Raw genomic sequence first — 24,627 nt, 5'->3', positions numbered from 1 at the left:
CGTATAATGCCAGCTGGTTGCCGAACATTCCGGAAAAGACCCGAGTAGATGCAGGACACTTATATTTTCAAGGAAATCCCGTCACAGCGGCCCAATACACCGCTTCTGGACAGGATTGACGCCCCAGCCCAACTGCGCGAGCTCCCGGCCGAGCAGCTTTCTCAGCTGGCCAGGGAGCTCCGTTCATTTTTGCTGTGGTCTGTAGGCCAGACCGGCGGGCACTTCGGTGCCGGGCTGGGCGTACTGGAACTGACCATCGCTCTGCATTACGTCTTCAATACCCCGGACGACCGGCTGATCTGGGACGTGGGTCATCAGGCCTATCCCCACAAGATCCTGACCGGACGTCGCGAGCAAATGGGCTCCATACGTCGCAAGGGCGGCCTTGCCGGCTTCCCCAAACGTGCAGAAAGTGAATACGACACGTTTGGTGTTGGCCATTCCAGCACGTCGATCAGTGCCGCCCTCGGCATGGCCATTGCAGCCCGGCTTCAGCACTCTCAGCGCAGAAGCATTGCCGTGATCGGCGACGGTGCCATGACTGCCGGCATGGCGTTTGAAGCCCTGAACCATGCTGGACACCTGCATTCGAACATGCTCGTGGTTCTGAATGACAATGACATGTCGATCTCGCGCAACGTCGGTGGTCTGTCCAACTACTTTGCAAAACTGCTGTCCAGCCGCACCTACAACCAGGTACGCAACAACAGTAAAAAAGTCCTTCAGGACAAGCCTCATCTAAGGGCATTGGTCAAGAGGACTGAAGAACACGTCAAGGGCATGATTGCTCCGGGCACGCTGTTTGAAGAGCTCGGTTTCAACTATATCGGCCCCATCGACGGGCATGACCTGCCTCTACTGGTGGAAACCCTGGAAAACATCCGGCAGCTGGAAGGCCCCCAGTTCCTGCACGTGGTGACCACCAAAGGCAAAGGGTTTGCGCCGGCCGAGGCCGACCCCATTGGCTACCACGCCATCAACAAGATTGAGCCAGTTCCGCCCACAAAGCCGGAACCGGTATCACCGAGACCGGCCAGGCCCAAGTACGCCAACGTCTTCGGTCAGTGGCTGTGCGACGCGGCTGAACAGGATGAGCGGGTGGTTGGCATTACTCCGGCAATGTGCGAAGGCTCTGATCTGCTGGCCTTCTCCGAACGCTTCCCGGATCGCTACTTCGATGTCGCCATCGCTGAACAGCACGCAGTCACCCTCGCAGCAGGCCTGGCTTGCGACGGAGCCAAACCGGTGGTGGCAATCTATTCCACATTCCTTCAGCGCGGTTACGATCAGCTTATTCATGACGTAGCGATACAGAATCTGGATGTGGTGTTTGCTATTGACCGTGCCGGACTGGTTGGTGAAGACGGCCCGACTCACGCGGGGGCTTTTGACATCAGCTATCTGCGCTGTGTTCCCAACATGGTGATCATGACACCTTCGGATGAAAACGAAACCAGGCAACTACTGCACACCGGCCTGATGTTCGACGGCCCTGCCGCCGTTCGTTATCCGCGAGGTACAGGCCCTGGCTCCGAGATCCTTGATGAGCTTACGGTTCAGCCGCTCGGCAAAGGACGCATCATTAAAGAAGGTAGTGAAATTGCCATCCTGAACTTTGGCACCTTATTGACCTCCGCACTTGAAGCCGCAAAAGCGCTAGGGGCAACCGTAGTGGATATGCGGTTTGTTAAGCCCCTCGACGAACAACTCGTCCTGGCTATGGCTGAAAGCCACGACCTGCTGGTTACTCTGGAAGAAAACACCATTGCAGGCGGTGCTGGCAGCGCGGTAACCGAATTCCTCAACAGCCGAGAAGTTACAATGCCGGTCCTTCAACTGGGACTCCCGGACACGTTTGTCGACCATGGCAAACATGAAGAGCTGCTGGCGGACTGCGGCCTGGATTCTGCCGGCATACAGAAAACGATCGAAGATCGGCTGGAACGTTTACGGCGCCAGACTCTTAAAGCGGTCAAATAGACCCCGAGCAGCTCATGTAAGGTACAAAAAAGCCCGCGTTAAAACGCGGGCTTTAAGCATCCGGACACATCAACATCACTCGGCGGGATCATCATCCTGATGGGTTTCCAGCCAGTGGCCAAGCTTACTCTGCTTGGTATTCAGGTAATGCTCATTGTGGGGATTACGGCCAACATGCAAGGGCACCCGCTCTGCGATGTCGATGCCGTAGGAAGACAGTGCGTTCACCTTGCGCGGGTTGTTGGTCATCAGGCGCAGGCTCTTGATGCCAAGGTGCTCGAGCATATCCTTGCACATGCTGTAATCGCGGAGGTCAGCGGCAAAACCGAGACGCTCGTTCGCCTCAACGGTATCCGCACCCTGATCCTGCAGGTTATAGGCCCGGATCTTGTTCAGTAGCCCGATCCCACGACCTTCCTGGCGCAGGTACATCAGAATTCCACGGCCTTCCCGGGCGATACTTCGTAGCGCCTCTTCCAGTTGGTATCCGCAGTCACAACGCATGCTGTAGAGTGCGTCACCCGTCAGGCACTCCGAATGGGTGCGCGCCAGTACGGGCTCGTCGCTGTCCAGATTACCCAGAGTAAGGGCGACATGCTCCTTGCCGGTATCCGGCTCTTCAAAGCCATGCATATCAAAAACCCCGAACGGGGTCGGCAACCGGCAGGTCTGGATGTAACGAACAGCCACAGTCTTTCCTCGAGATTCAATCTATCGGGCGCGCATTCTATCACGAGGGCGTCATTCAGGCGTAGTCCCGGCGACCCAATGACCACTACGGCCACCCTTCTTCTCGAGCAGACGAACACTTCCGATTTCCATGCCCCGGTCAACCGCTTTGCACATATCGTACAGGGTAAGCGCTGCAACGCTGGCCGCTGTCAGGGCTTCCATTTCCACCCCGGTCTGACCCGACAGTTTGCATCGTGTCAGGATATGTACTGAGGCGCCGTCTTCACCCGGTGAAAGCTCGACTTTCACCGACGTCAGATTCAGGGCATGACAAAGGGGAATCAGGTCATGGGTTTTCTTAGCAGCCATAATCCCGGCAATGCGAGCGACTGCAAGCACATCACCTTTTGGGTGCTCGCCGTCAATGATCATTTTCAGAGTTGCCGGCGCCATACGAATCGTCGCTTCGGCGCGGGCTTCCCGCTCAGTGACGGCTTTATCCGTCACGTCCACCATACGGGCCTCGCCCTTGTCATCCAGGTGAGTCAGTTTGCTCACGGCTTCCCCCGATTTATCGAAGTTCCAGACAGCAATTCAAGAGTCCGCCAGCCTAACAGACGGGATTCAGAGAACTGCTGACAATTATCAGTTTGATGGCCACCAGAAGCGAATTCCGGCAACTCCCTGAGCACCGGCAACTTTCGCTTCAGCGACCTGATCCCGTCCAAGGCCGCCAAGCCCGTAGACCGGCACCGGAGCCGAATCCACGATATCCTGGAAAGCTGACCACCCTATTCCCGGTTCCCCGGGATGAGTCGCAGTCTCCGCCACCGGCCCCAATGTCACATAATCAGCTCCGAGCCGCACTGCATGGGCTATCTCGTCAGCATTGTGACAGGACACCCCAAGCCAGACGCCGCCAGGCACCGGGCGAGCCATCAGCTTCTCCGCCTCCCGCCAGGGCAGATGCAGACCGGAGGCGCCGGCCACCGATTCAAAGATGCCCGGCGCTCCGTGAACGATAACCCCACAATGATCACCGGTCAGAGCAACAGCCTCCTCGGCCAGCCGACAGTAGGCGTCAGAATCCAGCGCGGGCGAGCGTAATACAAGCAGAGGGCTCATCACGTTCTCCAGAGAACGGGACAACTTTTCCAACCCTTCGGCAATGTCTGCAATCTCGCCAGTAATTGGCAACGTCGAGGGTAACCTCAGGGCTCGTATAATCGGCCGGTTTGCCGCCGGGAAAGCGTCGTCGGCGAGTGCCTCCGGCAACAGCCAGTCGACCGGCTGCCCTTCGCATCCACGCGCCTGCCCTTGCGCCTCTGTCGTGCTCCAGACATCGAGAAACACACGTTTGTCGCCATAGTCATGGCGAATGCCAATTACCGGCTCCAGAGAGCCCTCAGGCACCGTCAAACCAGTTTCCTCACCAATCTCCCTGACCAGGGCCTGCTGGACTGTCTCGCCGGGCTCCACCTTGCCGCCGGGAAATTCCAACAGCCCCCCCTGGTGCACATGATCAGGCCGACGGGCGATCAGAACACGGCCATCACGTATCACCACAGCGACAGCAACATGCACCTCCTTCACGACAACTGCTTCCGCCGTCATATCAGGTCCGGTACTCGGCATTGATGGTGACGTAATCATGGGAGAAATCGCAGGTCCAGACTGTCTCCGAAACGTCTCCTCTCTTGAGATCAATTGAGATAGTGATCTCTTCCTGATCCATCACAGACTGCCCCCGCTCTTCGGAGTAGTCCTCAGCCCTTCCACCATTGCGAACCAGGCAGACGTCGCCAAGGAAGATTTCCAGCGCATTCAGATCCAGGCCCTGTACCCCTGCACGCCCCACAGCCGCCAGAATCCTTCCCCAGTTCGGATCTGAGGCAAAAAGGGCGGTCTTGACCAAAGGCGAGTGTGCAACGGTATAAGCAACATCCAGAGCCTCCTGCTGGGCTCGGGCACCGGTCACAGCAATGGTCACAAACTTGGTGGCGCCTTCACCATCTCGCACGATGGCATGAGCCAGCTCAAGGTAAATCTTCTGCAACGCGTCCCTCAGCTTCGGCAGGGCCGGACTGTCAGCGTTAATCTCCGGGCCATCGTACTGGCCGCTGGCGATCAGCATGCAGGCATCATTGGTTGAGGTATCACCATCGATAGTAATCCGGTTGAAGGACTTCTCGCCCAGTTCCGAAGCAAGGTCTTGCAGCACCGAAGGCTCGATACGTGCGTCGGTGGCAATGAACCCAAGCATGGTCGCCATATTGGGGCGAATCATTCCGGCCCCCTTACTGATGCCGGAAATAGTGACAGTATGTCCATCGAGCTCAAACTGGCAGGACGCCCCTTTCGGACGCGTATCCGTGGTCATAATGCCGCTGGCAGCTTCTGTCCAGCGATCCTCAGAAGTGTTGGCCAGCGCCTCAGGCAGCGCAGCAACAATTTTGGCAACCGGCAGCGGCTCCCCAATGACGCCGGTTGAATACGGCAGCACGGCCTCAACGTCTACACCGGCGTTCGTCGCCAATGCCTGACAGCAAGCCAGCGCGTCTGCCATACCCTGATCACCGGTGCCGGCATTGGCATTGCCCGTATTGATCAGCAAATAGCGAGGCGACGCACTCGCGAGGTGCTTACGACTCAATGTCACGGGCGCAGCACAGAACTGGTTACGGGTAAAAATGCCGGCCACACGGCTCTCTGGAGCCAACTCAAACACCACAACGTCCTTTCGACCAGGTTTCTTGATACCTGCACTGGCAATACCCAGCCGGACACCGGCAACCGGGAAAAAGTCGGGTAAGGTTCCAGGACCTACGGCCATGCTGCAACTCCTCAATAACAATGCCGATATTCGGCGAATCTATAACGGAAAAACCCGCAGCCCGATCAGGTCGGGTTGCGGGTCTTGAGTATCAATCCAGTGTCAGACGTTCAGGCAATCTTGCCGTGACACTGCTTGTATTTCTTACCGGACCCGCAAGGACACGGCTCGTTTCGCCCGACCTTTCGCTCCTGTCGGACGAAGGTTTCAGGAGTCGTCTGTTGCTGGCCCTGGTTGTCCTCCTCAGCACCGCTCTCTGCAGTAGCACTGGTTTCATCGTGACGCATACGGGCCCGCGCCAGCTCCTGTTCCAGTTCCTGCTTGCGGCGGCGCTCGACCTCTTCCATTTCTTCCTGGCTCTGCACACGCACGTGGCACAGAATACGCGTCACGTCCCGCTTCATTGCATCAAGCATGTCTTCGAACAGGTTAAAGGCCTCACGCTTGTATTCCTGCTTCGGATTTTTCTGGGCATAGCCACGCAGGTGAATACCACGACGCAGGTGGTCCATATTGGAAAGGTGCTCTTTCCAGAGCGTATCCAGAACCTGCAGGAACACCTGCTTTTCAAACTTGCGCATCGGCTCTGCCCCAGCAATTTCTTCCTTGCTGCGGTATGTCGTGACGATAGCTTCCAGCACCTTCTCGCGCAGATTTTCCTCATAAAGATTCTTGTCCTCATCCAGCCACTGCTGAATGGGAAGCTCGATCGCCATTTCGGACTGCAACTGCGATTCCAGGCCGTTAACGTCCCACTGCTCAGGCATACTCTGGGGCGGAATATGTTCACTAATGAGCGTTTCCACAACATCCGCACGGATGGTGTCGATCATCTCGGACACATCATCAGAAGCCATCACTTCGTTACGCTGATCGTAGATCACCGTACGCTGGTCATTGGCAACGTCATCATATTCCAGCAGCGTCTTACGCATGTCGAAGTTGCGACCTTCCACCTTGCGCTGAGACTTCTCAATGGCATTGGTGACCATTCGATGCTCGATGGCCTCGCCTTTCTTCATGCCCATAGCCTGCATCAGGTTCTTAACCCGTTCAGGGGCAAAGATGCGCATCAGGTTGTCTTCCAGAGACAGGAAGAAACGGGAAGAGCCCGGATCACCCTGACGACCCGCACGACCTCGCAGCTGGTTATCAATCCTCCGGGATTCATGGCGCTCGGTACCGATGATGTGCAAGCCACCATTTTCCAGTACCTGATTGTGGCGCTCTGTCCATTCCGCCTTGATACGGGCCACTTCTTCCTCTGACGGATTCTCCATTGCGGCAACTTCATATTCCCAGTTACCACCTAACACGATGTCAGTACCGCGACCGGCCATGTTAGTTGCAATGGTCACTGCCCCCGGACGACCCGCTTGAGCAATGATCAGAGCCTCGGATTCGTGCTGTTTGGCGTTGAGGATCTTGTGGTCGATGCGCGCCTTCTTGAGCAGCATGGACAGCAGCTCCGACGCTTCAATAGAGGCAGTACCCACCAGAATCGGACGCCCCTCGGTGGTTACGTCCTTGATTTCGTCGATGATGGCGTGGAATTTCTCTTCCTGGCTCAGATACACCAGGTCGTTATAGTCGATACGCTGAATCGGCTTGTTCGGAGGAATGACCACCACATCCAGCGCGTAGATCTGACGGAATTCGAAAGCTTCGGTATCGGCGGTACCGGTCATACCAGCCAGCTTCTCGTACAAACGGAAGTAGTTCTGGAACGTTGTGGACGCTAGGGTCTGGCTTTCAGCCTGAATTTTAACCCCTTCCTTCGCTTCCACAGCCTGGTGCAGACCTTCGCTCCAGCGACGTCCCGGCATGGTACGGCCAGTGTGTTCATCGACGATGACCACCTGTCCACCCTGAACAATGTAGTCCACGTCTTTCTGGAACAGGTGGTGGGCACGCAGGGCAGAATGCACATGATGCAGAAGGCTCAGGTTTGCAGCGGAGTAGAGGCTTTCCCCTTCCCCCAACAACTCCTGGCCTAGCAGCAGTTCTTCCACTTTTTCATGACCGGCTTCGGTCAGCTCAACCTGGCGGGACTTCTCGTCGATGGTGAAATCGCCCGTAGGCTCGCCGTCCTCAACCACCTCGCCCTTCTCAAGCTTGGGAATCAAGGCATTAACGGCCTGGTAAAGCCTCGAGCTGTCTTCAGCCGCACCGGAGATGATCAGAGGTGTACGGGCTTCATCGATCAGGATGGAGTCAACTTCATCGACAATGGCGTAGTTCAGACCGCGCTGCACCTTGTCCTCAGTGCTGAACGCCATATTGTCCCGGAGGTAATCGAATCCGAATTCGTTATTGGTTCCGTAGGTGATGTCTGCCTGATAGGCCGCCCGCTTTTCTTCCGGCGGTTGACCGGAAGCAACCACTCCGACCTGCAGGCCAAGGAAACGGTACAGTTTGCCCATCCAGTCCGCGTCCCGGCGTGCCAGGTAGTCGTTGACGGTCACCACGTGGACGCCCTTGCCCGGAAGCGCATTCAGGTAGACCGCTGCCGTCGCGACAAGGGTTTTACCCTCACCGGTTTTCATCTCGGCAATCCGGCCTTCATGAAGGGTGATACCGCCGATCAGCTGGACATCATAGTGACGCATGCCCATGACCCGCCGGCCAGCTTCGCGAACAGTGGCAAAGGCTTCAGGGAGGATTGCATCCAGCGATTCGCCTTCGTCGAGGCGGCGACGGAATTCAGCGGTCTTGCCTTGCAACTCGGTGTCAGAAAGATTCCCAAATTGTTCTTCGAGCTCATTAACGCGCGAGACTACCTTGCGCATTCGCTTGATTTCTCTGGCGTTCTTACTGCCGAACATCTTGGTTGCAAGCTTTGTGAACATAGACCACTGCTTCTTTGATTAAAAGGAGGAAGCCGGCATTCTAACCTTATTTAGCGACAGGACAAAAGGCAGGGCTCACAGCTACCGATTTTGTATAACACACTGATATGGCAATCCGCCGCCGGAAAGCGGTGGCAGATTGCAGGATGCAGAATAAATGAGAGGTATGACAAAGGGGTTTAACGATTCGCCCGTGCGATGTACTTTACCGGATCCTTGGCCTTGCCATTCTGCAGCACTTCAAAGTGGACGTGAGGCCCTGTTGACCGGCCAGTACTCCCCATCAGGGCAACGACCTCACCCTTCTGTACAACATCACCCACTTTCACCTTCACGGTTTTGCAGTGGCCGTAACGAGTGACCAGGCCATCTCCGTGGTCGATTTCCACAAGATTTCCGTAGCCGTAGCGTTCGCCCGCCCAGGTTACAACACCGCCAGCGACGGAAATAATGTCACTTCCTTCCTTGCCAGCAAGATCCACACCGTTGTGCCACGTACGCTTACCGGTAAACGGGTCTGAACGATAACCGTATTTCGATGACAGCCATCCCCAGGTAATCGGACGGCCTTCAACGTACATTTCATCTTCCAACTTCTGCTGGGAAGCCAATTCATCCAGCAAACGTAACTGCTGCTCCCTGTCAGCCAACTGGGCTTCCATTCGCTCAATCAAGGTAGTTAAAGCCGGAGCGGTGAAGGACTCTTTAGCAGCACTGTCTTCAGGCCCGCCCATCGCCGCTGGCTCTTCAAAATTAAACTCTTCGCTGGCGACAATACCGGATTCGACGAAGCGCTGCCCCAACGCATCCAATCGCAACATTCGCCCCTGGATTTCACCAAGGCGCAACGTCAGCGCATCGATCTGCTGTTGAGCATTCAGCTCCACATCCGCCAGTTCTGCCTTCTGTTCCTCCAAACGGTTTTGCCAATAGGATACCAGTTCAGAGGGGGTCGGTTCTGCGGCCATTGCCTGGTGAACGGCCGCCTGGTATCCGGCCCAACCCGCGGCCGCCAGAGTCGCCAGCACGAGGAATAACAGTGCCGCAGCAACCGGCCAACTCAGGCTCAGAACGCGAGACTTCCCGTGGTGTTTGCCAACGAAGATAATATTCATGTTGTCTTCAGACTTCATCAATGAATCGCAACCCTTGCGTCCTGTAGTGTTGCGCTGCGAGAAAAATATCCGAGCGGGCTTGCCATCCATGACAACAACTACGTACTGAAAAATCGTAGCGCCCGGTAGACACACTCGTTACACACAAGGTAAAACGAATGTAATAAAGGCACTACGCATAAACCGTGCCGAAGTGTAACCAATCGTTAACAGGGCCGTCGAGTAAAAACGCCGTCATCCTCCGGAAAAGTGATCAGAAAATGACCTTCGACAATCTCAAAGGCACACGGGCACTCAACGAACTCGTGGCGAAAGCCGAGCTGCACCGGCGAGCAGAGGACCTGTTGCTAGAGGTAATTCCCGACAATCTCCGGGGCGGAACCCGTTTTGTCAGTTTCAAGGAAGGAGAGCTGGTATTGTCGGCAGAAAATGCCGGCAAGGCGAGCCAGATCCGCTTTCGCCAACACGAGATTATGCAACGGGTACGGGAAATCGAAGCGTTCCAGTATGTCTGGAAACTGCGCGTAAAAGTTGCACCACCGCGATACCGGGAAAAAACTCCAGTGCGGCGCGAACCTCTCAGCAAAGAAAATGCCCGACTCCTCAAAGAGGAAGCCGGGCACACGAAGGATGCAAAACTACGCGAGGTTCTCGAAAAACTCGCAAGCCACGTCCGGGATTAAAGCGTCCTGCTTTAAGCCTGGGCCGCAAGCACCGGCTTCATATAGGAAATCGGGGCAGTGGCCTCATCATCAAAGGTAACCACTTCCCACGCATCCTCTTCAGCCTTGAGCTTACGTAGCAGCTTATTATTCAGGTCGTGACCGGATTTCGCACCACGGAACTCACCAATCAGACTGTTGCCCAACAGGTAAAGATCACCGATGGCGTCCAGCACCTTGTGCTTGACGAACTCGTCATCGTAACGAAGACCGTCTTCGTTCAGAATCTTGTAGTCATCAACCACAATCGCGTTGTCGACACTGCCACCCAACGCCAGATTCATCGCACGCAACTTCTCGATATCACGCATGAATCCGAAAGTCCGGGCGCGGCTCACTTCCTTGACAAAAGAAGTGCTGGAGAAGTCGACAGTGGCGGTCTGCGCACGGCCCTTGAAGACCGGGTGGTCAAAGTCGATACCGAAACTGACCTTGAAGCCTTCAAACGGCAGGAAGGTCGCCTTCTTGTCGCCTTCTTCAATGGTCACTTCACGCTTGATGCGGATAAACCGCTTGGCCGCTTCCTGCTCGGCGATACCGGCAGATTGCAGCAGGAACACAAACGGTCCGGCAGAGCCATCCATGATGGGCACTTCCGGTGCGCTAAGTTCCACATAGCAGTTATCGATACCAAGACCAGCCATAGCAGAGAGCAGATGCTCTACTGTCGCCACACGGACACCGTCTTTTACCAGCGTCGTGGACAGCATGGTCTCACCCACATTTTCCGCACATGCACGAATTTCGACCATCGGGTCCAGATCCGTCCGGCGGAAGATGATGCCTGTGTCAACCGGGGCTGGCTTGAGGGTCAGGTAAACCTTCTCCCCCGAATGCAGGCCAACGCCGGTCGCACGGATGGTGTTTTTGAGTGTCCGTTGTCTGATCATCGGTTCATCATTCCGTCACAAATTATCGGTAATCTGAGCAAAAATATGCCCGGAGAATACCAGAATCCAAGACTGAGCACCATTTAACCAGGATGACTTTACTTAAATACAACAATAGTCACCCTTAATGGTTCGCTGCCTCACTTCACGCTCTCGGCTAAAGCTTCGAAGGCCCCCTGAACTGAGGCCTCGCCGGAGCAAACTGAGGACAGGTTATCAGTCAGCCTGACGGCGAAGGAATGCGGGAATATCGAGATAGTCCACGCCTTGCTCTTCGCTTTCTTTGCTCTGATCGATGGCCACATTACCATGGGATACCGCCCGGCGACGCAGCACAGCAGGCCGATCCAACTGGTTATAGTCGGTGGTACCATCCAGGGTACGGGTATTGTCAACGACCTTGGTTGGCTTCTCACGATCACCGCCCAGACCGGTGGCAACAACGGTCACCTTCAGCTCTTCGGTCATTTCCGGATCGATTACGGTACCAACCACAACGGTCGCGGCATCAGACGCAAATTCGCGAACGATATCTCCCACCTCGGAGAATTCGCCCAGGTTCAGGTCCATACCCGCGGTGATGTTGACCAGGATACCCTTCGCGCCCTGCAGGTTGACATCTTCCAGCAGAGGACTGCGGACAGCCGCTTCCGCCGCTTCCCGAGCACGGTTCTCGCCAGTGGCACGGGCGGTACCCATCATCGCCATGCCCATCTCGGACATAACCGTTTTTACGTCAGCAAAGTCGACGTTGATCATACCGTTGCGGGTAATCAGGTCGGCAATACCCTGCACCGCGCCAAGCAGCACGTCATTCGCTGCGGCAAACGCATCCAGCAGGCTGGTTTTCTTACCCATGACCGCCAGCAGTTTTTCATTCGGAATCGTAATCAGAGAGTCTACGGTCTCTTCCAGTTCCTTCAGGCCGGATTCGGCAACGCTCATCCGCTTGCCACCTTCAAACTGGAATGGCTTGGTAACAACCGCTACGGTCAGGATACCCAGTTCCCGGGCCACATCGGCAACAACCGGAGCAGCACCCGTACCCGTGCCACCACCCATACCGGCAGTGATGAAGACCATATCCGCACCCTTGAGGGACTCAGCGATACGATCCCGGTCTTCCAGAGCAGACTGACGTCCTACTTCCGGGTTGGCACCCGCACCCAGTCCCTTGGTGATGTTACCACCCAGCTGGATGATCTGACGGGCGTCCATATCAGTGAGCGCCTGGGCATCAGTATTGGCGCAGATAAATTCCACACCCTCAATATCGCTGTTAAGCATGTGGCGTACGGCGTTGCCACCGCCACCACCGACACCAACGACTTTAATGACAGCGTTTTGCTGGACATTATCGACTAGTTCAAACATTTCCCTACTCCTTCGTGCTGTTTTCCAGCCTTGTACCAGGCTGTTTATTCGAGATTGTGTTTTCGAGATACCTTCGTTTTCTACTTACTGGCCCGCCGTCAGAAGTGACCGGTAAACCAGGCTTTCATGCGCTCTACAAGCGAGGGTGCATCCTCCCCCTTGAGCACCGGCTCCTGCCCCAGATCCATCTGGCGGAAGCCATGGATCAACAATCCGACGCCTGTGGCGTATATCGGGTTGTTGACCACTTCCGTCATGCCGGAGACCGCCTGCGGGCAGGCCAGCCGGACCGGCATATGGAAGATTTCCTCGGCCAGTTCCACCACCCCTTCCATGGTGGAGGAACCGCCTGTAATTACGATGCCCGCCGGAATCAGGTCTTCAAATCCGGAACGGCGTAGCTCGGACTGCACCAGAGTGAAAAGCTCTTCGTAGCGCGGCTCCACAACCTCAGCGAGAGCCTGGCGGGACAGATCCCGCGGCGCACGGTCGCCCACACTGGGTACCTTGATGGTTTCATCAGCACCCGCCAGCTGGGTCAGCGCGCAGGCATACTTGATTTTGATTTCTTCGGCGTTCTGGGTCGGAGTTCTGAGCGCCATGGCGATGTCGTTGGTCACCTGATCACCGGCAATAGGAATCACCGCGGTGTGCCGAATCGCGCCACCGGTAAACACCGCGATATCCGTGGTGCCACCACCGATATCAACCACACAGACACCGAGTTCTTTTTCATCCTCAGTGAGAATCGCGTGACTGGAGGCAAGCTGTTCCAGAATGATGTCGTCCACTTCAAGACCACAGCGCTGGACGCACTTTTCGATATTCTGAGCTGCGTTGACCGCACACGTCACCAGGTGAACCTTGGCCTCCAGACGAACGCCAGACATCCCCATGGGCTCCTTTATGCCCTCCTGGCTATCAATCACAAATTCCTGCGGCAGAATATGCAGAATTTTCTGATCAGCCGGGATGGCCACAGCCTGGGCCGCATCAATCACCCGGTCTATATCGGCCTGAGTCACCTCTCGGTCACGGATAGCTACGATGCCATGGGAGTTGAGGCTCTTGATGTGGCTGCCTGCAATACCGGCATACACCGAGTGAATCCGGCATCCTGCCATCAACTCTGCCTCTTCCACTGCGCGCTGGATCGCCTGCACAGTGGTCTCAATGTTCACCACCACACCGCGCTTCAGCCCCCGGGAGGGATGGGAACCGATACCCACCACTTCGATGGAGCCGTCCATTTTGCGCTTGCCGACAATCGCAACCACCTTCGAGGTTCCGATATCGAGGCCGACTATCATGTTTTCCGTTTCAACCGATGACATGTATTTCACCAAACCGTAGGTCTGAATTAACCGTTTCTATGATTTCGGACCGGAAGCCGACACCTCGGACTTCCACTGCACCGCCACACCATTGGTGTAACGGGCATCGACCCGACTGACTTCATCCGACCGGGACTCCAGTCGGGTCTCGTACACTGCAATAAACCGATCGAAGCGCTGTTCCACCTGATCTCTGCCCAGAACGACCTGAATGCCATTGCCCAGCTCCAGCGTCCACGCACCCCGTTTCTCCAGGGAGAGGCCGGCAAACAGCAAACCGTGGCTAACCAGCTTGTCGTTCATACCCTGCGCCATCCGGATCACATCCCGAACCCGTTCGTCCGGGCCTGCCAAACGCGGCAGGTTGCCCGCTACTTCCGGGTTCCCGGGCGAGAACAACTCTCCAGTGCGACTCACCAGACGACCATCGGTCCAATAGGCCAGCGGCTTCTTCTCGCGGATATTGATCACCAGCCGGCCAGGCCAGACCCTGCGTACGGCTGCAGATTCCACCCAGGGACGCTGTTCCAGACCCGCTTTGATCTCCGAAAGATCGGTCGAGAAGTAGCTCTGGCCGATCCATTGGGACGCTGCCCGCTCGATGTTGCTGCGAGTGTCACCCACAAACTCGCCATTTACGTCGACCGCGACAATCTGCTGATCCATCGCACCCAACACCTTTCCCGTTCCCCAGGGCACCAGGGCCGCCAACATAACAATAAGTGTCCCCAATCCAACCTGCAGCCAGGGCACTGCCGCCAACACAGCCTTGAGCACGCCAAACCGGTCCCGATCGGGTTCGAGGGACGTTGCCCCCCGGCGCCGCGGGGGCTCGGACGGAATCGCCCGGCTCCGGATCAGCAGTGTCTCAAGCATCGGCATCCTCCAGGGTGTCGCGCAAAATACGCACTACCAGCTCTTCAAATCCGATACCCGCTGCACGAGCGGCCATAGGCACGAGGCTATGATCGGTCATGCCCGGCACGGTATTCACTTCGAGCAACCAGAACTGGCCATCCTGATCCTGCATCACATCCACACGCCCCCAGGTGCGACAACCCAGCACCCGGAACGCCTCAAGTGCCAGATGCTGCAAACGAACCTCATCGTCGGGCGCCAAACCGCAGGGAATCCGGTAGTTGGTATCGTCTGCCAGATATTTGGCTTCGTAGTCGTAGAACACATGGTCCGTGCTCGCCCTGAGGCCAATGGCGGGCAGTGCCTGATCCTGCAACAGGCTGACGGTGAACTCAGGCCCCTCGATCCATTCTTCCACCAGAACCTGAGTATCAAGCTGTTCCGCTTCCCGATAAGCTTCGGCAAGTTCAACCGCCGTGTTCACCTTGCGGATACCGATACTTGATCCCTCATGGGCCGGTTTCACACTCAGCGGCGGCTTCAGCTCACTGATGATCTGCTCAGCCTCGCCCTCCCCGGTCATTGTCCGGAAGCGCGGAGTCGGCAATCCAAAGCCTTCAAACACGTACTTGCTGCGCAACTTGTCCATCGCCAGTGCTGACGCTGGCATCTCGCTCCCGGTATAAGGAATACCCGCCTGAGACAGAATGGCCTGCAACGTTCCATCCTCGCCTCCACGCCCGTGAAGTGCTATGAACACACGGTCAAACTCCGGGTTCTCAACTGTTTTCAGAAGGCAGCCCTGCACATCCAGAGGGAAGGCATCGACACCCGCTGACTGTAAAGCTGCCAGTACGGCCTTCCCGCTTTTCAGGGACACGTCCCGCTCGGCCGAGTCTCCCCCCATAAACACAGCCACACGCCCCAGGGCCCGGACGATTTCCGGCGGTGCCTGGTATGAAAGACCTTCGGCGTGATGCAGATCAGTCATTTGCAACCACTCCTGCGGCCGCCAGCCGTGCCGCCACACCACCGATGTCGCCGGCACCCTGGGTAATCAGAAGATCACCGTCCTGCAACACATTCGCCAGCAGGCTTTCGATTTCGTTATTGTCCTCAACAAACACCGGCTCCACCTTGCCCCGTTGCCGAATGCTCCTGCACAGAGCCCGGCCATCGGCACCGGGAATCGCCGGCTCACCCGCAGAATAAACATCCATCAGCAGCAGGCCATCCACCTCGGACAGAACGCGAACGAAGTCCTCATAGAGATCCCTGGTACGGGTATAACGGTGCGGCTGATACAGCATGACCAGTCGGCGACCAGGCCAGGCATCCCGCGCGGCACGAATAACCGCATCCACTTCAGTCGGGTGATGGCCGTAGTCGTCAACCAGGGTGATGTCACCCTTCGGTGTCTGGTAGTCGCCATAAATCTGGAACCGGCGTCCCACACCGGCAAACCCGGCCAGGCCGCTGCAGATGGCTTCATCGGCAACGCCTTCATCGGTCGCCACGGCAATAGCCGCAAGTGCGTTCAATACGTTATGCCGTCCCGGCATTTTCAGCTCCACATCCAGATCACTCCGATCTCCCGGACGCTTCACCACGAACCGGGTTTTAAGACCATCCGATTGAATGTTTTCAGCTCGGTAATCGGCCTCCGGATTATCAATGCCATAAGTAATGATGGCCCGTGAGATCCGGGGGATTATTTCCTGCACGTAGTCGTCATCCACACACATCACGGCAATACCGTAGAACGGCAGGTTGTGCAGGAAGTCCACGAATGTCTGCTTCAGCTTTTCAACATCGCCGCCATAGGTGTCCATATGGTCGGCTTCAATATTGGTCACCACCGAAATAACGGGGGTGAGATGCAGGAATGAAGCATCACTTTCATCAGCCTCGGCAACCAGGTAGCGGGAACCACCAAGCTTTGCGTTGGTGCCTGCACTGTTCAGCTTGCCGCCAATGACGAAGGTTGGATCCAGACCCGCTTCGCCAAGCACGGAGGCAATCAGGCTGGTCGTCGTGGTTTTACCGTGGGTACCAGCCACAGCAATGCCATGGCGATAGCGCATGATTTCCGCCAGCATTTCCGCGCGGGGAACAATAGGTACCCTGCGGTTGCGGGCAGCAGCCACTTCCGGGTTATCCGATGACACTGCGGAAGATACAACCACGACATCAGCGTGCTCGCTGTTTTCTTCCCGATGACCGATCTGAACCTCAACCCCCATGGCTTTCAGGCGGTCCGTAACCACCCCTTCTTTCAGATCAGATCCGGAGACCTCATATCCCTGGTTTTTCAGAACCTCGGCGATACCACTCATGCCGGCACCGCCGATACCCACGAAGTGGATATGACGGATCCGGCGCATCTCCGGCACCTGATAAACCAGAGGCGGGTTGGTTGCATCAGCCATTGGCGGCCTCCAGACAGTAATTCACGACTCTCTCCGTTGCATTCGGGCGGGCCAGCGATCTGGCGGCCTTCGCCATAGTCAATACTCGTGCCCGATCGTTGGACAGATCGGTCAGTGTTTCAGCCAGCCCGGCAGCTGTCAGCCGTGATTGGGGTATCAGAACGGCCGCTCCGGCATCGACCATTTGCTGGCCATTTTTCGTTTGGTGGTCATCAACCGCGTGGGGAAAAGGCACCAGCAAAGCACCGATTCCCGCCACACAAAGTTCCGAAACCGTCAGGGCGCCGGAGCGACACAGGACCAGGTCTGCCCAGCGGTAGGCCTCAGCCATGTCCTTGATGAAAGGCTCCACACTGGCCTCAACGCTGTGCTTCTCGTAGGCTGCTTTCGCTGCATCCAGGTTTTTCTCACCACACTGGTGACGCACCACTGGCCGAATTCCTTCTGGCAACAGAGCCAGAGCTTCCGGCAACTGCTGGTTAAACACCTGAGCACCGAGGCTGCCACCCACAACCAGCAGGCGCAGGGTACCCTCATGTTCTGCCATCCTCTGTTCAGGCTCCGGCAACGCAGCCAGATCCTGACGGACCGGGTTACCCGTGCAGCGAGTAACCACCTTGCTACCGAAGCTTCCGGGAAACGCCTCCAGTACAGTTTCGGCAAACCGGACCAGAATCCGATTAGTCATGCCAGCAATGGCATTCTGCTCATGTATAACCAGAGGAGTGCGGGTCAGCCAGGCAGCAACACCACCTGGACCGGTCACAAAACCACCCATACCAACAACACAGTGGGGTCTGATCTGGAGCATTACCGTAAAGGCTTCTCCAAGGGCCCTCATAAGACGAAAAGGAGCCAGCAACAAAGCCATTTTGCCCTTTCCCCGAAGCCCGGAAATATGGATCAGAGACATCGGAATTCCGGTATCACCGATCAGGCGCTCTTCCATACCACCACGGGCGCCAAGCCAGTAGACTTCATGGCCCTGCGCCTGTAGCGCCCTGGCGGTCGCGAGAGCGGGAAACACATGACCGCCGGTTCCGCCAGCCATCATCAGAAAGCGCCGGGGATCAGTCATAAGACGCACCTCCCCTGAACGACTTGCTCTGAGTCTTTTCCTGTGCCAAACGCTCCCTATCCAGGCGTTCCATCTCCACCCGGGCCAGAATGCCAATGGATGCGCACATGATCATCAGGCTGGAACCACCGTAACTTACCAGCGGCAGCGTCAGACCTTTGGTTGGCAGAAGTCCGGTACTGACGGCAATATTGATGGTGGCCTGCAAACCAATCAGCAGCGATATGCCGTAGGCAAAACAGGCGCCGAACGGCATACCTGATTTTTCAGCACGTCGGGCGATCACAAACCCGCTCACCACCAGCAGCGCAAACAGTGCCAGCACGGTCAGCGATCCCAGCAGACCAAACTCTTCCGCGATGATCGCAAAGATGAAATCGGTGTGGGCCTCGGGCAGGTAGAACAGTTTCTGAATCGAGTTTCCAAGGCCAACCCCGGCCCATTCTCCACGACCAAAGGCAATCAATGACTGGGTCAGTTGGTACCCGCTGTCGAACTGGTCCTTCCAGGGATCCAGATAGCTGACAACGCGCTTCAGGCGATAAGGCTGGGTCACAACCAGCAGGACACCCAGGACAACCAACACTACAATGAGCGGGACGAAACGGGTAAGCCGGACCCCACTCAGGAAAATCATTCCTGCCGAGGCGGTAACCAGTACGACAGTGGCGCCGAAGTCAGGCTGGATAACCAACAGAACCGAGGCGATACCGAGTACCACCAGTGGCTTCAGGAACCCGGGCCAGGTGTTCAGCAACTCATCTCTGCGCCGAACCACGTAGCCGGCGAGATAGGCAATCAAACACAGTTTCGCGACTTCCGATACCTGCACGTTGAACAGTCCGAACGGAATCCAGCGAGTTGAGCCGTTCACCGTCCGCCCCAGTGGGGTAAGAACCAGTACCAGCACCAGCAGGCCAATGCCCAAGAGCAACCAGCCACTGCGTTCCCACCACCCCAGGGGAACGTTGACGGTGATCAATGCAGTCGCACAGCCAAGGGCGGCGAACAACAACTGCCGGACAACGTAGTGATAGCTGTTGCCCAGAGTCTCGGATGCCATATCCATGGACGCCGATGAAATCATGATGATGCCCAGCGTCAGCAGAGCAATAGAGCTGATGATCAGCGTTGGCAGGGGCTGAATTTCGCCAAGCCAACGATGACGAGCGGTCGTTGCGATTCCAGTACTCATCGCAAGGCCTCCACCAACGTGCGGAACTGATCCCCGCGATCGCCATAGTCCCGGAACATGTCGAAACTGGCGCAGGCCGGTGACAGGAGGACCCGATCACCGCCTTGCGCTTCGTCTGTAGCAAAGGAGACAGCCTGGGCCAGTGAGTCTGCAAAGCGCACCGGCACCCCGGTTCCAACCGCTTCCGCGATAGCACGGGCATCGCGCCCCATCACGATCAGTGACCTGCAATGCCTCAGTACGGGGGCCTTAAGCGGCTCAAAATCGGCACCTTTTCCATCCCCACCGGCGATCAGTACGATCTTCCCGTGGTCCGGAGCCAGACTCTCAATGGCAGCGACCGTCGCGCCAACGTTCGTGCCTTTGGAATCGTTAATGTAATCCACGTCATCCACACGGCGAACAAGCTCGCATCGATGCGGCAACCCACGGAACTCACGGGCAACAGCCAGCATCACTGACATCGGAAGCCCAACGGCATACCCCAGACCGAGAGCCGCCATGACGTTGCTGATATTGTGCAGCCCCATCAGTTTCAGCTCACTGGCCGGAAGCAGGTTGTCAAACCCGAAGGTTATCCAGGTGCCCTGTTCATCATCGCGGGTACTGAATGTATCCGGGTTGACGCGATGGAATCCGAAGCAGATGAAACGGAGCGTATCCCGGGCCATGGGAGTACTGAGGGCATCGTCAAGATTGACCACCGCATTGCGACATCCTCTGAAGATTCGCTGTTTGGCCTGGAAGTACGCCATTTTGTCCGGATAACGGTCCATGTGATCATCGCTCACATTAAGAACCGTTGCCGCTTCGGCATTGAGCTCGTCGGTTGTCTCCAGTTGAAAGCTGGAAAGTTCGAGCACATACAAATCCGCGCCCCGACCCAACAGATCCAGGGCCGGTGTACCGATATTTCCACCAACCTCTACCTTGCGCCCAGCTGCCCTGGCCATTTCGCCGACCATCGTGGTGACAGTGGTTTTTCCGTTCGATCCGGTGATCGCAACAATCGGCGCATCCGCCGCTTCTGCAAACAAATCAATATCGCCGCGGATTCTGGCGCCCTTCTGAGAAGCCGCCACGATCGCAGGCTCAGCAACCGCAATTCCCGGGCTGACGACCAGTTCGTTAAACCCGCAGAACAGTTCCGGATCAAATGTCCCCAGATGTACTGGCACGTCTGGCCATTGAGCCCGGAGTTCATCGAGACCCGGAGGCAGTTCCCGGCTGTCGGCAACAGCGATCTCCCGACCTTGTCCGACCAGATAGCGCACGCAGGAGAGCCCGGTTTTACCGAGCCCTACGACCAATGTGCGACGATCTGAAACAATGACACTCATAAGAGACTCTGCAACTTAACGAATCTTCAGACTGGCGAGGCCAATCAGGACCAATACAACAGTAACCACCCAGAAGCGGACAATAACCCGCGGCTCTGGCCAGCCTTTCAATTCAAAATGATGATGCAGCGGTGCCATGCGGAATATCCGGCGACCTGTCAGGCGGAAAGAACCGACCTGAAGAATGACCGAGATGGTTTCCATAACGAACACACCACCCATGATAAAAAGCACGATTTCCTGGCGCACAATGACAGCTACCACGCCGAGAGCCGCCCCCAGAGCCAGAGCTCCGACATCCCCCATGAAGACCTGCGCAGGGTAGGTGTTGAACCAGAGAAACCCGAGACCGGCACCCACAATCGCACCACAAAATACAATCAGTTCGCCGGTTCCCGGCAGGTGGGGAATCAGCAGGTAGTTGGCAAATTGGGCATGCCCGGACACATAAGCAAAGATCGCCAGAGCCCCCGCTACCATGACCGTTGGCATGATCGCCAGGCCATCAAGACCATCCGTCAGGTTCACCGCGTTGCTGCTGCCAACAATGACGAAGTAACTGAGCAGAATAAAAATCACCGGACCCAGGGTCAGAGAAGCCTCTTTTATAAACGGCAGGTACAGCGAAGTTTCCTGTGGCAATGAGGCGCTGAGATACAACGCAATAGCCGCACCGGCACCAATCACCGACTGCCAGAAGTATTTCCAGCGCGCAGGCAACCCCCGTGGATTACGCTCGACAACCTTGCGATAGTCATCGACCCAGCCGATCGCTCCGAACAACATGGTGACCAGCAGGGTGACCCAGACATAACGGTTACTCAGATCAGCCCACAACAGAGTGCTCACACCGATGGCTACGAGAATCAGCGCGCCCCCCATGGTCGGAGTACCCGCCTTGCTCAGGTGAGTCTGAGGACCGTCATCCCGCACAGCCTGGCCAATCTGGTACTGGCTGAGCTTACGGATCATCACAGGTCCGATCAGCAGCGAGATCAGCAGAGCCGTCAGCGTGCCCAGAATGCCCCGCAACGTGAGGTACTGAAACACCGTCAGCGAGGTAAAATATTGAGATAGAGCCTCTGTCAGCCAGAGCAGCATGATTTATTCACCTTTTCCTGAATTCCCTCCACCACAAGCTCCATGGCAGAACTGCGAGAACCTTTTACCAGCACGGTGACTGGCTTCCTGTTTGCGTTGATGACGGCCTTAACAGCCTCATCATGGTGCTGATACGCTTCGGTGCCGTCGCCGAACCCTTCGGCATACCCCTCACAACCCGGCCCTACGGTCATCAGCCTGTCTATTTTCTCATCACGGGCGCACTGCCCGACTTCGCGGTGAAGCTCCCCGGCCTTTTCCCCCAGTTCCGCCATGGCTCCGAAAACCGCAATCCGCTCACCGTTTTTTCTGGCCAACACACGCACCGCAGCCTTCATCGAGACCGGATTTGCGTTATAGCTGTCGTCAATAACCGTCATATCCGGGGAGACCTGCAAGCTTTGCAGGCGCCCCTTGACCGCTTTCACGGAGGCCAGGCCGGAAACAATATGCTCGTTGGTCGCTCCCAAATGACGGGCTGCCGCCAACGCCAGCATGGCATTGACGACGTTATGTTCTCCTTCCAGAGCAAGGGCCACATCGCATGACCAACCCGCAGGGCCAATCACGGTAAATTTCAGGCCTGCCCCCGCAGAACCTTCCATTCTCGCGGTGTAGGTTGCGTCGGTGGCGCCGGTACAACTCACGCTAACCACGGGACGATCAGCTGCACGTTCCAGCCACTGACCAAAAGCCGGATCATCCCGATTAAGGACAACCAGCCCTTCCCGGCTGACGCCCTCAATAATCTCGCCCTTGGCCAGAATGATGTTCTCGTAGCTGCCAAAGCCTTCGAGATGAGCCGAACCCGCATTGGTCAGGATCGCTACTTCCGGACGGGTGATCGCGACTGTGTGAGCAATCTCCCCAAGTCCGCTGGCGCCAAGTTCAATGGCCCCGTATTGATGCTCCGGAGCAAGCCTGAACAGCGTCAGAGGCACACCAATGTGGTTGTTCAGATTGCCGCTGGTTGCCAGGGTCTCACCCATCCGGGTGAGAATCGCTGCAGTCATTTCCCTCACTGTGGTCTTGCCACTACTGCCGGTTACCGCAACCAGCCTTGCGCTACTCTCGTTACGGTTACCTGCCGCCAACTGCGCCAAGGCATCCACGGTATCGTCGACAACAAGCTGAGGAATACCCAGGCCAACTTCTGCACAGTCAACGACGACCGCAACGGCACCACGGTCCCTGGCGACATCCAGGAAACGATGGCCATCAAAGTTATCCCCGCGAAGAGCAACAAAAATCTGTCCTGGCTCAATCGCCCTGGTATCGGTAGAAACGCCGGTGAATACCTGCGACTCCAACCCGGTTGCAGAGCAGGATGCCGACAGCCAGTCTTTCGCTTCCGCCAGCGAAAAGGCGCGCATCATGCCACACCCCCGGTAAGGTTCAAGCCAAGGCGCACCTGTTCGGCATCGCTGAAATGTAGTTTCTGGCCCGCGATTTCCTGATAAGACTCATGGCCCTTGCCCGCGATCAACACGAGATCTTCCGGAGTTGCCATGGCAATCGCACGTCGAATGGCTTCTGCCCGGTCATGGACGAGTGCTACTGAGCTACCGGATGAGAAGCCAGCAAATATATCGGCGGCTATAGCTGCAGGATCCTCACCCCGGGGATTGTCATCGGTGACGATAACCACGTCCGCCAGCATTTCTGCTTCCGCAGCCATTTCCGGGCGTTTTCCACTGTCCCGGTCACCGCCACAGCCAAATACACAGATCAGCTTTCCACTGGTATGCGAGCGCAATGCGGCAAGCGCATTTGCCAGGGCATCCGGTGTATGGGCATAGTCCACCACCACGCGAATGCCTTCAGCGCTGCTGAACCGTTCGAGACGCCCCGGAGGAGGAGCCAGCCGGGTTACCGCTTGCTGAATCCTGTCGACAGGCACACCAAGTGCCAGCACCGTTGCCATGGCAGCCAATACGTTACTGGCGTTAAAGCTGCCCATCAGCGGCACTGCAATATCGAAACCTCCCCACTGACCATCCACCTCGGCCCGGAAGCCCTCATCCGTCGGATTGAAGGACCTCATCCAGAGCTCAGTCTCGCTTTCATGCAAGCTGTAGCGAATGCGGTCGCACTTTCCGTCAAGCTGCCCGAACAACTGGCGCCCGAACGGATCATCAAAATTGATCACGGAGAAATGGAGCCCTTCCCGCTCAAACAACCGGGCTTTGGCTTCGCCGTAGGCTTCCATGGTCCCGTGGTAATCAAGGTGGTCCCGGGTCAGATTGGTAAACACCGCACCTGTCATTTTCAGACCGTCCACCCGCCCCTGATCCAGAGCATGGGAGGACACTTCCATCGCAGCTGCACGACCGCCCTGTTCGAGGATTCGCCAGAGGACACGGTTCACCTGCACCACGTCCGGCGTGGTGTGAGTTGCTTCTTGTAGGGCTCCGGGCATGCCGTACCCTACGGTGCCAAGAATCCCGCAAGGTGTACCCGTTTCCTTCAACAGCTGTGCAATGTACTGCGACACCGAGGTTTTGCCATTCGTACCTGTAACACCAACAAGTCTCAGTCTCTGAGATGGATGTTCAAAAAACCGGTCGGCGATCGTTCCCAGACACCGCTTCAGACCAACCACGGGCACAACCAACGCTCCGTGATATTCATAACACTCGCGTGCATCGGCCGATTCCAACAACACCGCCGACGCGCCTGCCTTGATGGCGCTATCGAGGTAATGATCCGCCGGCGTTTTAGCACCCGAGACAGCAACAAAGGCATCGCCGCTCGTTACATCCCGACTGTCCGTTCGCAAGCCATGGATGGTGAGATCAAATACCGACGGTACTTCAACAATACCGTGCAACAGCGTGCTGAGCGATGTGATGCACAT

General features: G+C 56.7%; 20 protein-coding genes. 2 read left to right on the top strand and 18 right to left on the bottom strand.

Annotation, left to right across the window (positions count from 1 at the left end; genetic code table 11):
- Positions 1–48: 48 nt before the first annotated feature.
- A complete protein-coding gene (gene dxs, locus FWJ25_RS11610; RefSeq protein WP_149600460.1) occupies positions 49–1,980 on the top strand; it encodes a 1-deoxy-D-xylulose-5-phosphate synthase in 1,932 nt (643 codons plus the stop codon).
- 75 nt (positions 1,981–2,055) lie between these two features.
- On the opposite strand, the gene ribA is transcribed toward dxs, so the two are convergent.
- From ribA to FWJ25_RS11580, 6 genes are all read right to left on the bottom strand, one after another.
- Entirely contained in the window at positions 2,056–2,670 is a 615-nt protein-coding gene (gene ribA / locus FWJ25_RS11605; RefSeq protein WP_149600459.1) for a GTP cyclohydrolase II, read from the bottom strand.
- 51 nt (positions 2,671–2,721) lie between these two features.
- The gene (moaC, locus tag FWJ25_RS11600) at positions 2,722–3,210 is read right to left on the bottom strand and encodes a cyclic pyranopterin monophosphate synthase MoaC (RefSeq protein ID WP_149600458.1); all 489 of its coding nucleotides are present in this window, start codon (positions 3,208–3,210) and stop codon (positions 2,722–2,724) included.
- Between the two features lie 87 nt (positions 3,211–3,297).
- Complete coding sequence (locus tag FWJ25_RS11595) at positions 3,298–4,266, bottom strand: Nudix family hydrolase (protein WP_246166787.1); 969 nt, start codon at positions 4,264–4,266, stop codon at positions 3,298–3,300.
- A 1-nt stretch (position 4,267) separates the two neighbouring features.
- A complete protein-coding gene (gene argJ, locus FWJ25_RS11590; RefSeq protein WP_149600456.1) occupies positions 4,268–5,485 on the bottom strand; it encodes a bifunctional glutamate N-acetyltransferase/amino-acid acetyltransferase ArgJ in 1,218 nt (405 codons plus the stop codon).
- Positions 5,486–5,595: 110 nt separating this feature from the next.
- Positions 5,596–8,334, bottom strand: a complete 2,739-nt coding sequence (gene secA, locus FWJ25_RS11585; protein WP_149600455.1) for a preprotein translocase subunit SecA — start codon at positions 8,332–8,334, stop codon at positions 5,596–5,598.
- Between the two features lie 179 nt (positions 8,335–8,513).
- Positions 8,514–9,467 (bottom strand): M23 family metallopeptidase, encoded by a 954-nt coding sequence (locus FWJ25_RS11580; protein WP_149600454.1) that lies wholly within the window; start codon positions 9,465–9,467, stop codon positions 8,514–8,516.
- A gap of 218 nt (positions 9,468–9,685) precedes the next feature.
- Here FWJ25_RS11580 and FWJ25_RS11575 point away from each other — a divergent pair, with 218 nt between their 5' ends.
- Entirely contained in the window at positions 9,686–10,132 is a 447-nt protein-coding gene (locus FWJ25_RS11575; protein WP_149600649.1) for a DciA family protein, read from the top strand.
- 11 nt (positions 10,133–10,143) lie between these two features.
- On the opposite strand, the gene lpxC is transcribed toward FWJ25_RS11575, so the two are convergent.
- The 12 genes from lpxC to FWJ25_RS11515 all read right to left on the bottom strand — a co-directional run bounded on the left by lpxC (position 10,144) and on the right by FWJ25_RS11515 (position 24,627).
- On the bottom strand, positions 10,144–11,061 hold the full coding sequence (gene lpxC / locus FWJ25_RS11570) for a UDP-3-O-acyl-N-acetylglucosamine deacetylase (protein WP_149600453.1): 918 nt from the start codon (positions 11,059–11,061) through the stop codon (positions 10,144–10,146).
- Between the two features lie 216 nt (positions 11,062–11,277).
- Positions 11,278–12,435 carry a cell division protein FtsZ gene (ftsZ, locus tag FWJ25_RS11565; RefSeq protein ID WP_149600452.1) on the bottom strand — a complete coding sequence of 386 codons (1,158 nt, stop codon included), beginning with the start codon at positions 12,433–12,435 and terminating at the stop codon, positions 11,278–11,280.
- Positions 12,436–12,533: 98 nt separating this feature from the next.
- Positions 12,534–13,769, bottom strand: a complete 1,236-nt coding sequence (gene ftsA / locus FWJ25_RS11560) for a cell division protein FtsA (protein ID WP_149600451.1) — start codon at positions 13,767–13,769, stop codon at positions 12,534–12,536.
- A 36-nt stretch (positions 13,770–13,805) separates the two neighbouring features.
- On the bottom strand, positions 13,806–14,645 hold the full coding sequence (locus FWJ25_RS11555) for a cell division protein FtsQ/DivIB (protein WP_149600450.1): 840 nt from the start codon (positions 14,643–14,645) through the stop codon (positions 13,806–13,808).
- The gene (locus tag FWJ25_RS11550; protein WP_149600449.1) at positions 14,638–15,618 is read right to left on the bottom strand and encodes a D-alanine--D-alanine ligase; all 981 of its coding nucleotides are present in this window, start codon (positions 15,616–15,618) and stop codon (positions 14,638–14,640) included. The genes FWJ25_RS11555 and FWJ25_RS11550 overlap by 8 nt, the downstream gene beginning before the upstream one ends.
- A complete protein-coding gene (gene murC, locus FWJ25_RS11545) occupies positions 15,611–17,056 on the bottom strand; it encodes a UDP-N-acetylmuramate--L-alanine ligase (protein WP_149600448.1) in 1,446 nt (481 codons plus the stop codon). The genes FWJ25_RS11550 and murC overlap by 8 nt, the downstream gene beginning before the upstream one ends.
- Positions 17,049–18,134 carry an undecaprenyldiphospho-muramoylpentapeptide beta-N-acetylglucosaminyltransferase gene (gene murG, locus FWJ25_RS11540; protein WP_149600447.1) on the bottom strand — a complete coding sequence of 362 codons (1,086 nt, stop codon included), beginning with the start codon at positions 18,132–18,134 and terminating at the stop codon, positions 17,049–17,051. The genes murC and murG overlap by 8 nt, the downstream gene beginning before the upstream one ends.
- Positions 18,127–19,329, bottom strand: a complete 1,203-nt coding sequence (gene ftsW, locus FWJ25_RS11535) for a putative lipid II flippase FtsW (protein WP_149600446.1) — start codon at positions 19,327–19,329, stop codon at positions 18,127–18,129. The genes murG and ftsW overlap by 8 nt, the downstream gene beginning before the upstream one ends.
- Positions 19,326–20,669, bottom strand: a complete 1,344-nt coding sequence (gene murD, locus FWJ25_RS11530; RefSeq protein ID WP_149600445.1) for a UDP-N-acetylmuramoyl-L-alanine--D-glutamate ligase — start codon at positions 20,667–20,669, stop codon at positions 19,326–19,328. The genes ftsW and murD overlap by 4 nt, the downstream gene beginning before the upstream one ends.
- Before the next feature lie 15 nt (positions 20,670–20,684).
- Positions 20,685–21,770 (bottom strand): phospho-N-acetylmuramoyl-pentapeptide-transferase, encoded by a 1,086-nt coding sequence (mraY, locus tag FWJ25_RS11525; RefSeq protein ID WP_149600444.1) that lies wholly within the window; start codon positions 21,768–21,770, stop codon positions 20,685–20,687.
- Positions 21,755–23,146, bottom strand: a complete 1,392-nt coding sequence (locus FWJ25_RS11520; protein WP_149600443.1) for a UDP-N-acetylmuramoyl-tripeptide--D-alanyl-D-alanine ligase — start codon at positions 23,144–23,146, stop codon at positions 21,755–21,757. Before FWJ25_RS11520 ends, mraY begins: the two co-directional genes overlap by 16 nt.
- Positions 23,143–24,627, bottom strand: a complete 1,485-nt coding sequence (locus FWJ25_RS11515; RefSeq protein ID WP_149600442.1) for a UDP-N-acetylmuramoyl-L-alanyl-D-glutamate--2,6-diaminopimelate ligase — start codon at positions 24,625–24,627, stop codon at positions 23,143–23,145. The genes FWJ25_RS11520 and FWJ25_RS11515 overlap by 4 nt, the downstream gene beginning before the upstream one ends.

This window comes from Marinobacter salinexigens, from assembly GCF_008370345.1.
Lineage (GTDB): Bacteria > Pseudomonadota > Gammaproteobacteria > Pseudomonadales > Oleiphilaceae > Marinobacter > Marinobacter salinexigens.
Note: the sequence above shows the minus strand (reverse complement) of the source record. Positions and strands in the feature narration are given on the sequence as shown.

Bases quoted from the DNA above. Each gene is read 5' to 3' on its own strand.
- dxs (WP_149600460.1), top strand. From the start codon at position 49: ATGCAGGACACTTATATTTTCAAGGAAATCCCGTCACAGCGGCCCAAT.
- FWJ25_RS11595 (WP_246166787.1), bottom strand. From the start codon at position 4,266: ATGACGGCGGAAGCAGTTGTCGTGAAGGAGGTGCATGTTGCTGTCGCT.
- argJ (WP_149600456.1), bottom strand. From the start codon at position 5,485: ATGGCCGTAGGTCCTGGAACCTTACCCGACTTTTTCCCGGTTGCCGGT.
- secA (WP_149600455.1), bottom strand. From the start codon at position 8,334: ATGTTCACAAAGCTTGCAACCAAGATGTTCGGCAGTAAGAACGCCAGA.
- FWJ25_RS11580 (WP_149600454.1), bottom strand. From the start codon at position 9,467: ATGAAGTCTGAAGACAACATGAATATTATCTTCGTTGGCAAACACCAC.
- lpxC (WP_149600453.1), bottom strand. From the start codon at position 11,061: ATGATCAGACAACGGACACTCAAAAACACCATCCGTGCGACCGGCGTT.
- ftsZ (WP_149600452.1), bottom strand. From the start codon at position 12,435: ATGTTTGAACTAGTCGATAATGTCCAGCAAAACGCTGTCATTAAAGTC.
- ftsA (WP_149600451.1), bottom strand. From the start codon at position 13,769: ATGTCATCGGTTGAAACGGAAAACATGATAGTCGGCCTCGATATCGGA.
- FWJ25_RS11555 (WP_149600450.1), bottom strand. From the start codon at position 14,645: ATGCTTGAGACACTGCTGATCCGGAGCCGGGCGATTCCGTCCGAGCCC.
- FWJ25_RS11550 (WP_149600449.1), bottom strand. From the start codon at position 15,618: ATGACTGATCTGCATCACGCCGAAGGTCTTTCATACCAGGCACCGCCG.
- murC (WP_149600448.1), bottom strand. From the start codon at position 17,056: ATGGCTGATGCAACCAACCCGCCTCTGGTTTATCAGGTGCCGGAGATG.
- murG (WP_149600447.1), bottom strand. From the start codon at position 18,134: ATGACTGATCCCCGGCGCTTTCTGATGATGGCTGGCGGAACCGGCGGT.
- ftsW (WP_149600446.1), bottom strand. From the start codon at position 19,329: ATGAGTACTGGAATCGCAACGACCGCTCGTCATCGTTGGCTTGGCGAA.
- murD (WP_149600445.1), bottom strand. From the start codon at position 20,669: ATGAGTGTCATTGTTTCAGATCGTCGCACATTGGTCGTAGGGCTCGGT.
- mraY (WP_149600444.1), bottom strand. From the start codon at position 21,770: ATGCTGCTCTGGCTGACAGAGGCTCTATCTCAATATTTTACCTCGCTG.
- FWJ25_RS11520 (WP_149600443.1), bottom strand. From the start codon at position 23,146: ATGATGCGCGCCTTTTCGCTGGCGGAAGCGAAAGACTGGCTGTCGGCA.
- FWJ25_RS11515 (WP_149600442.1), bottom strand. From the start codon at position 24,627: ATGTGCATCACATCGCTCAGCACGCTGTTGCACGGTATTGTTGAAGTA.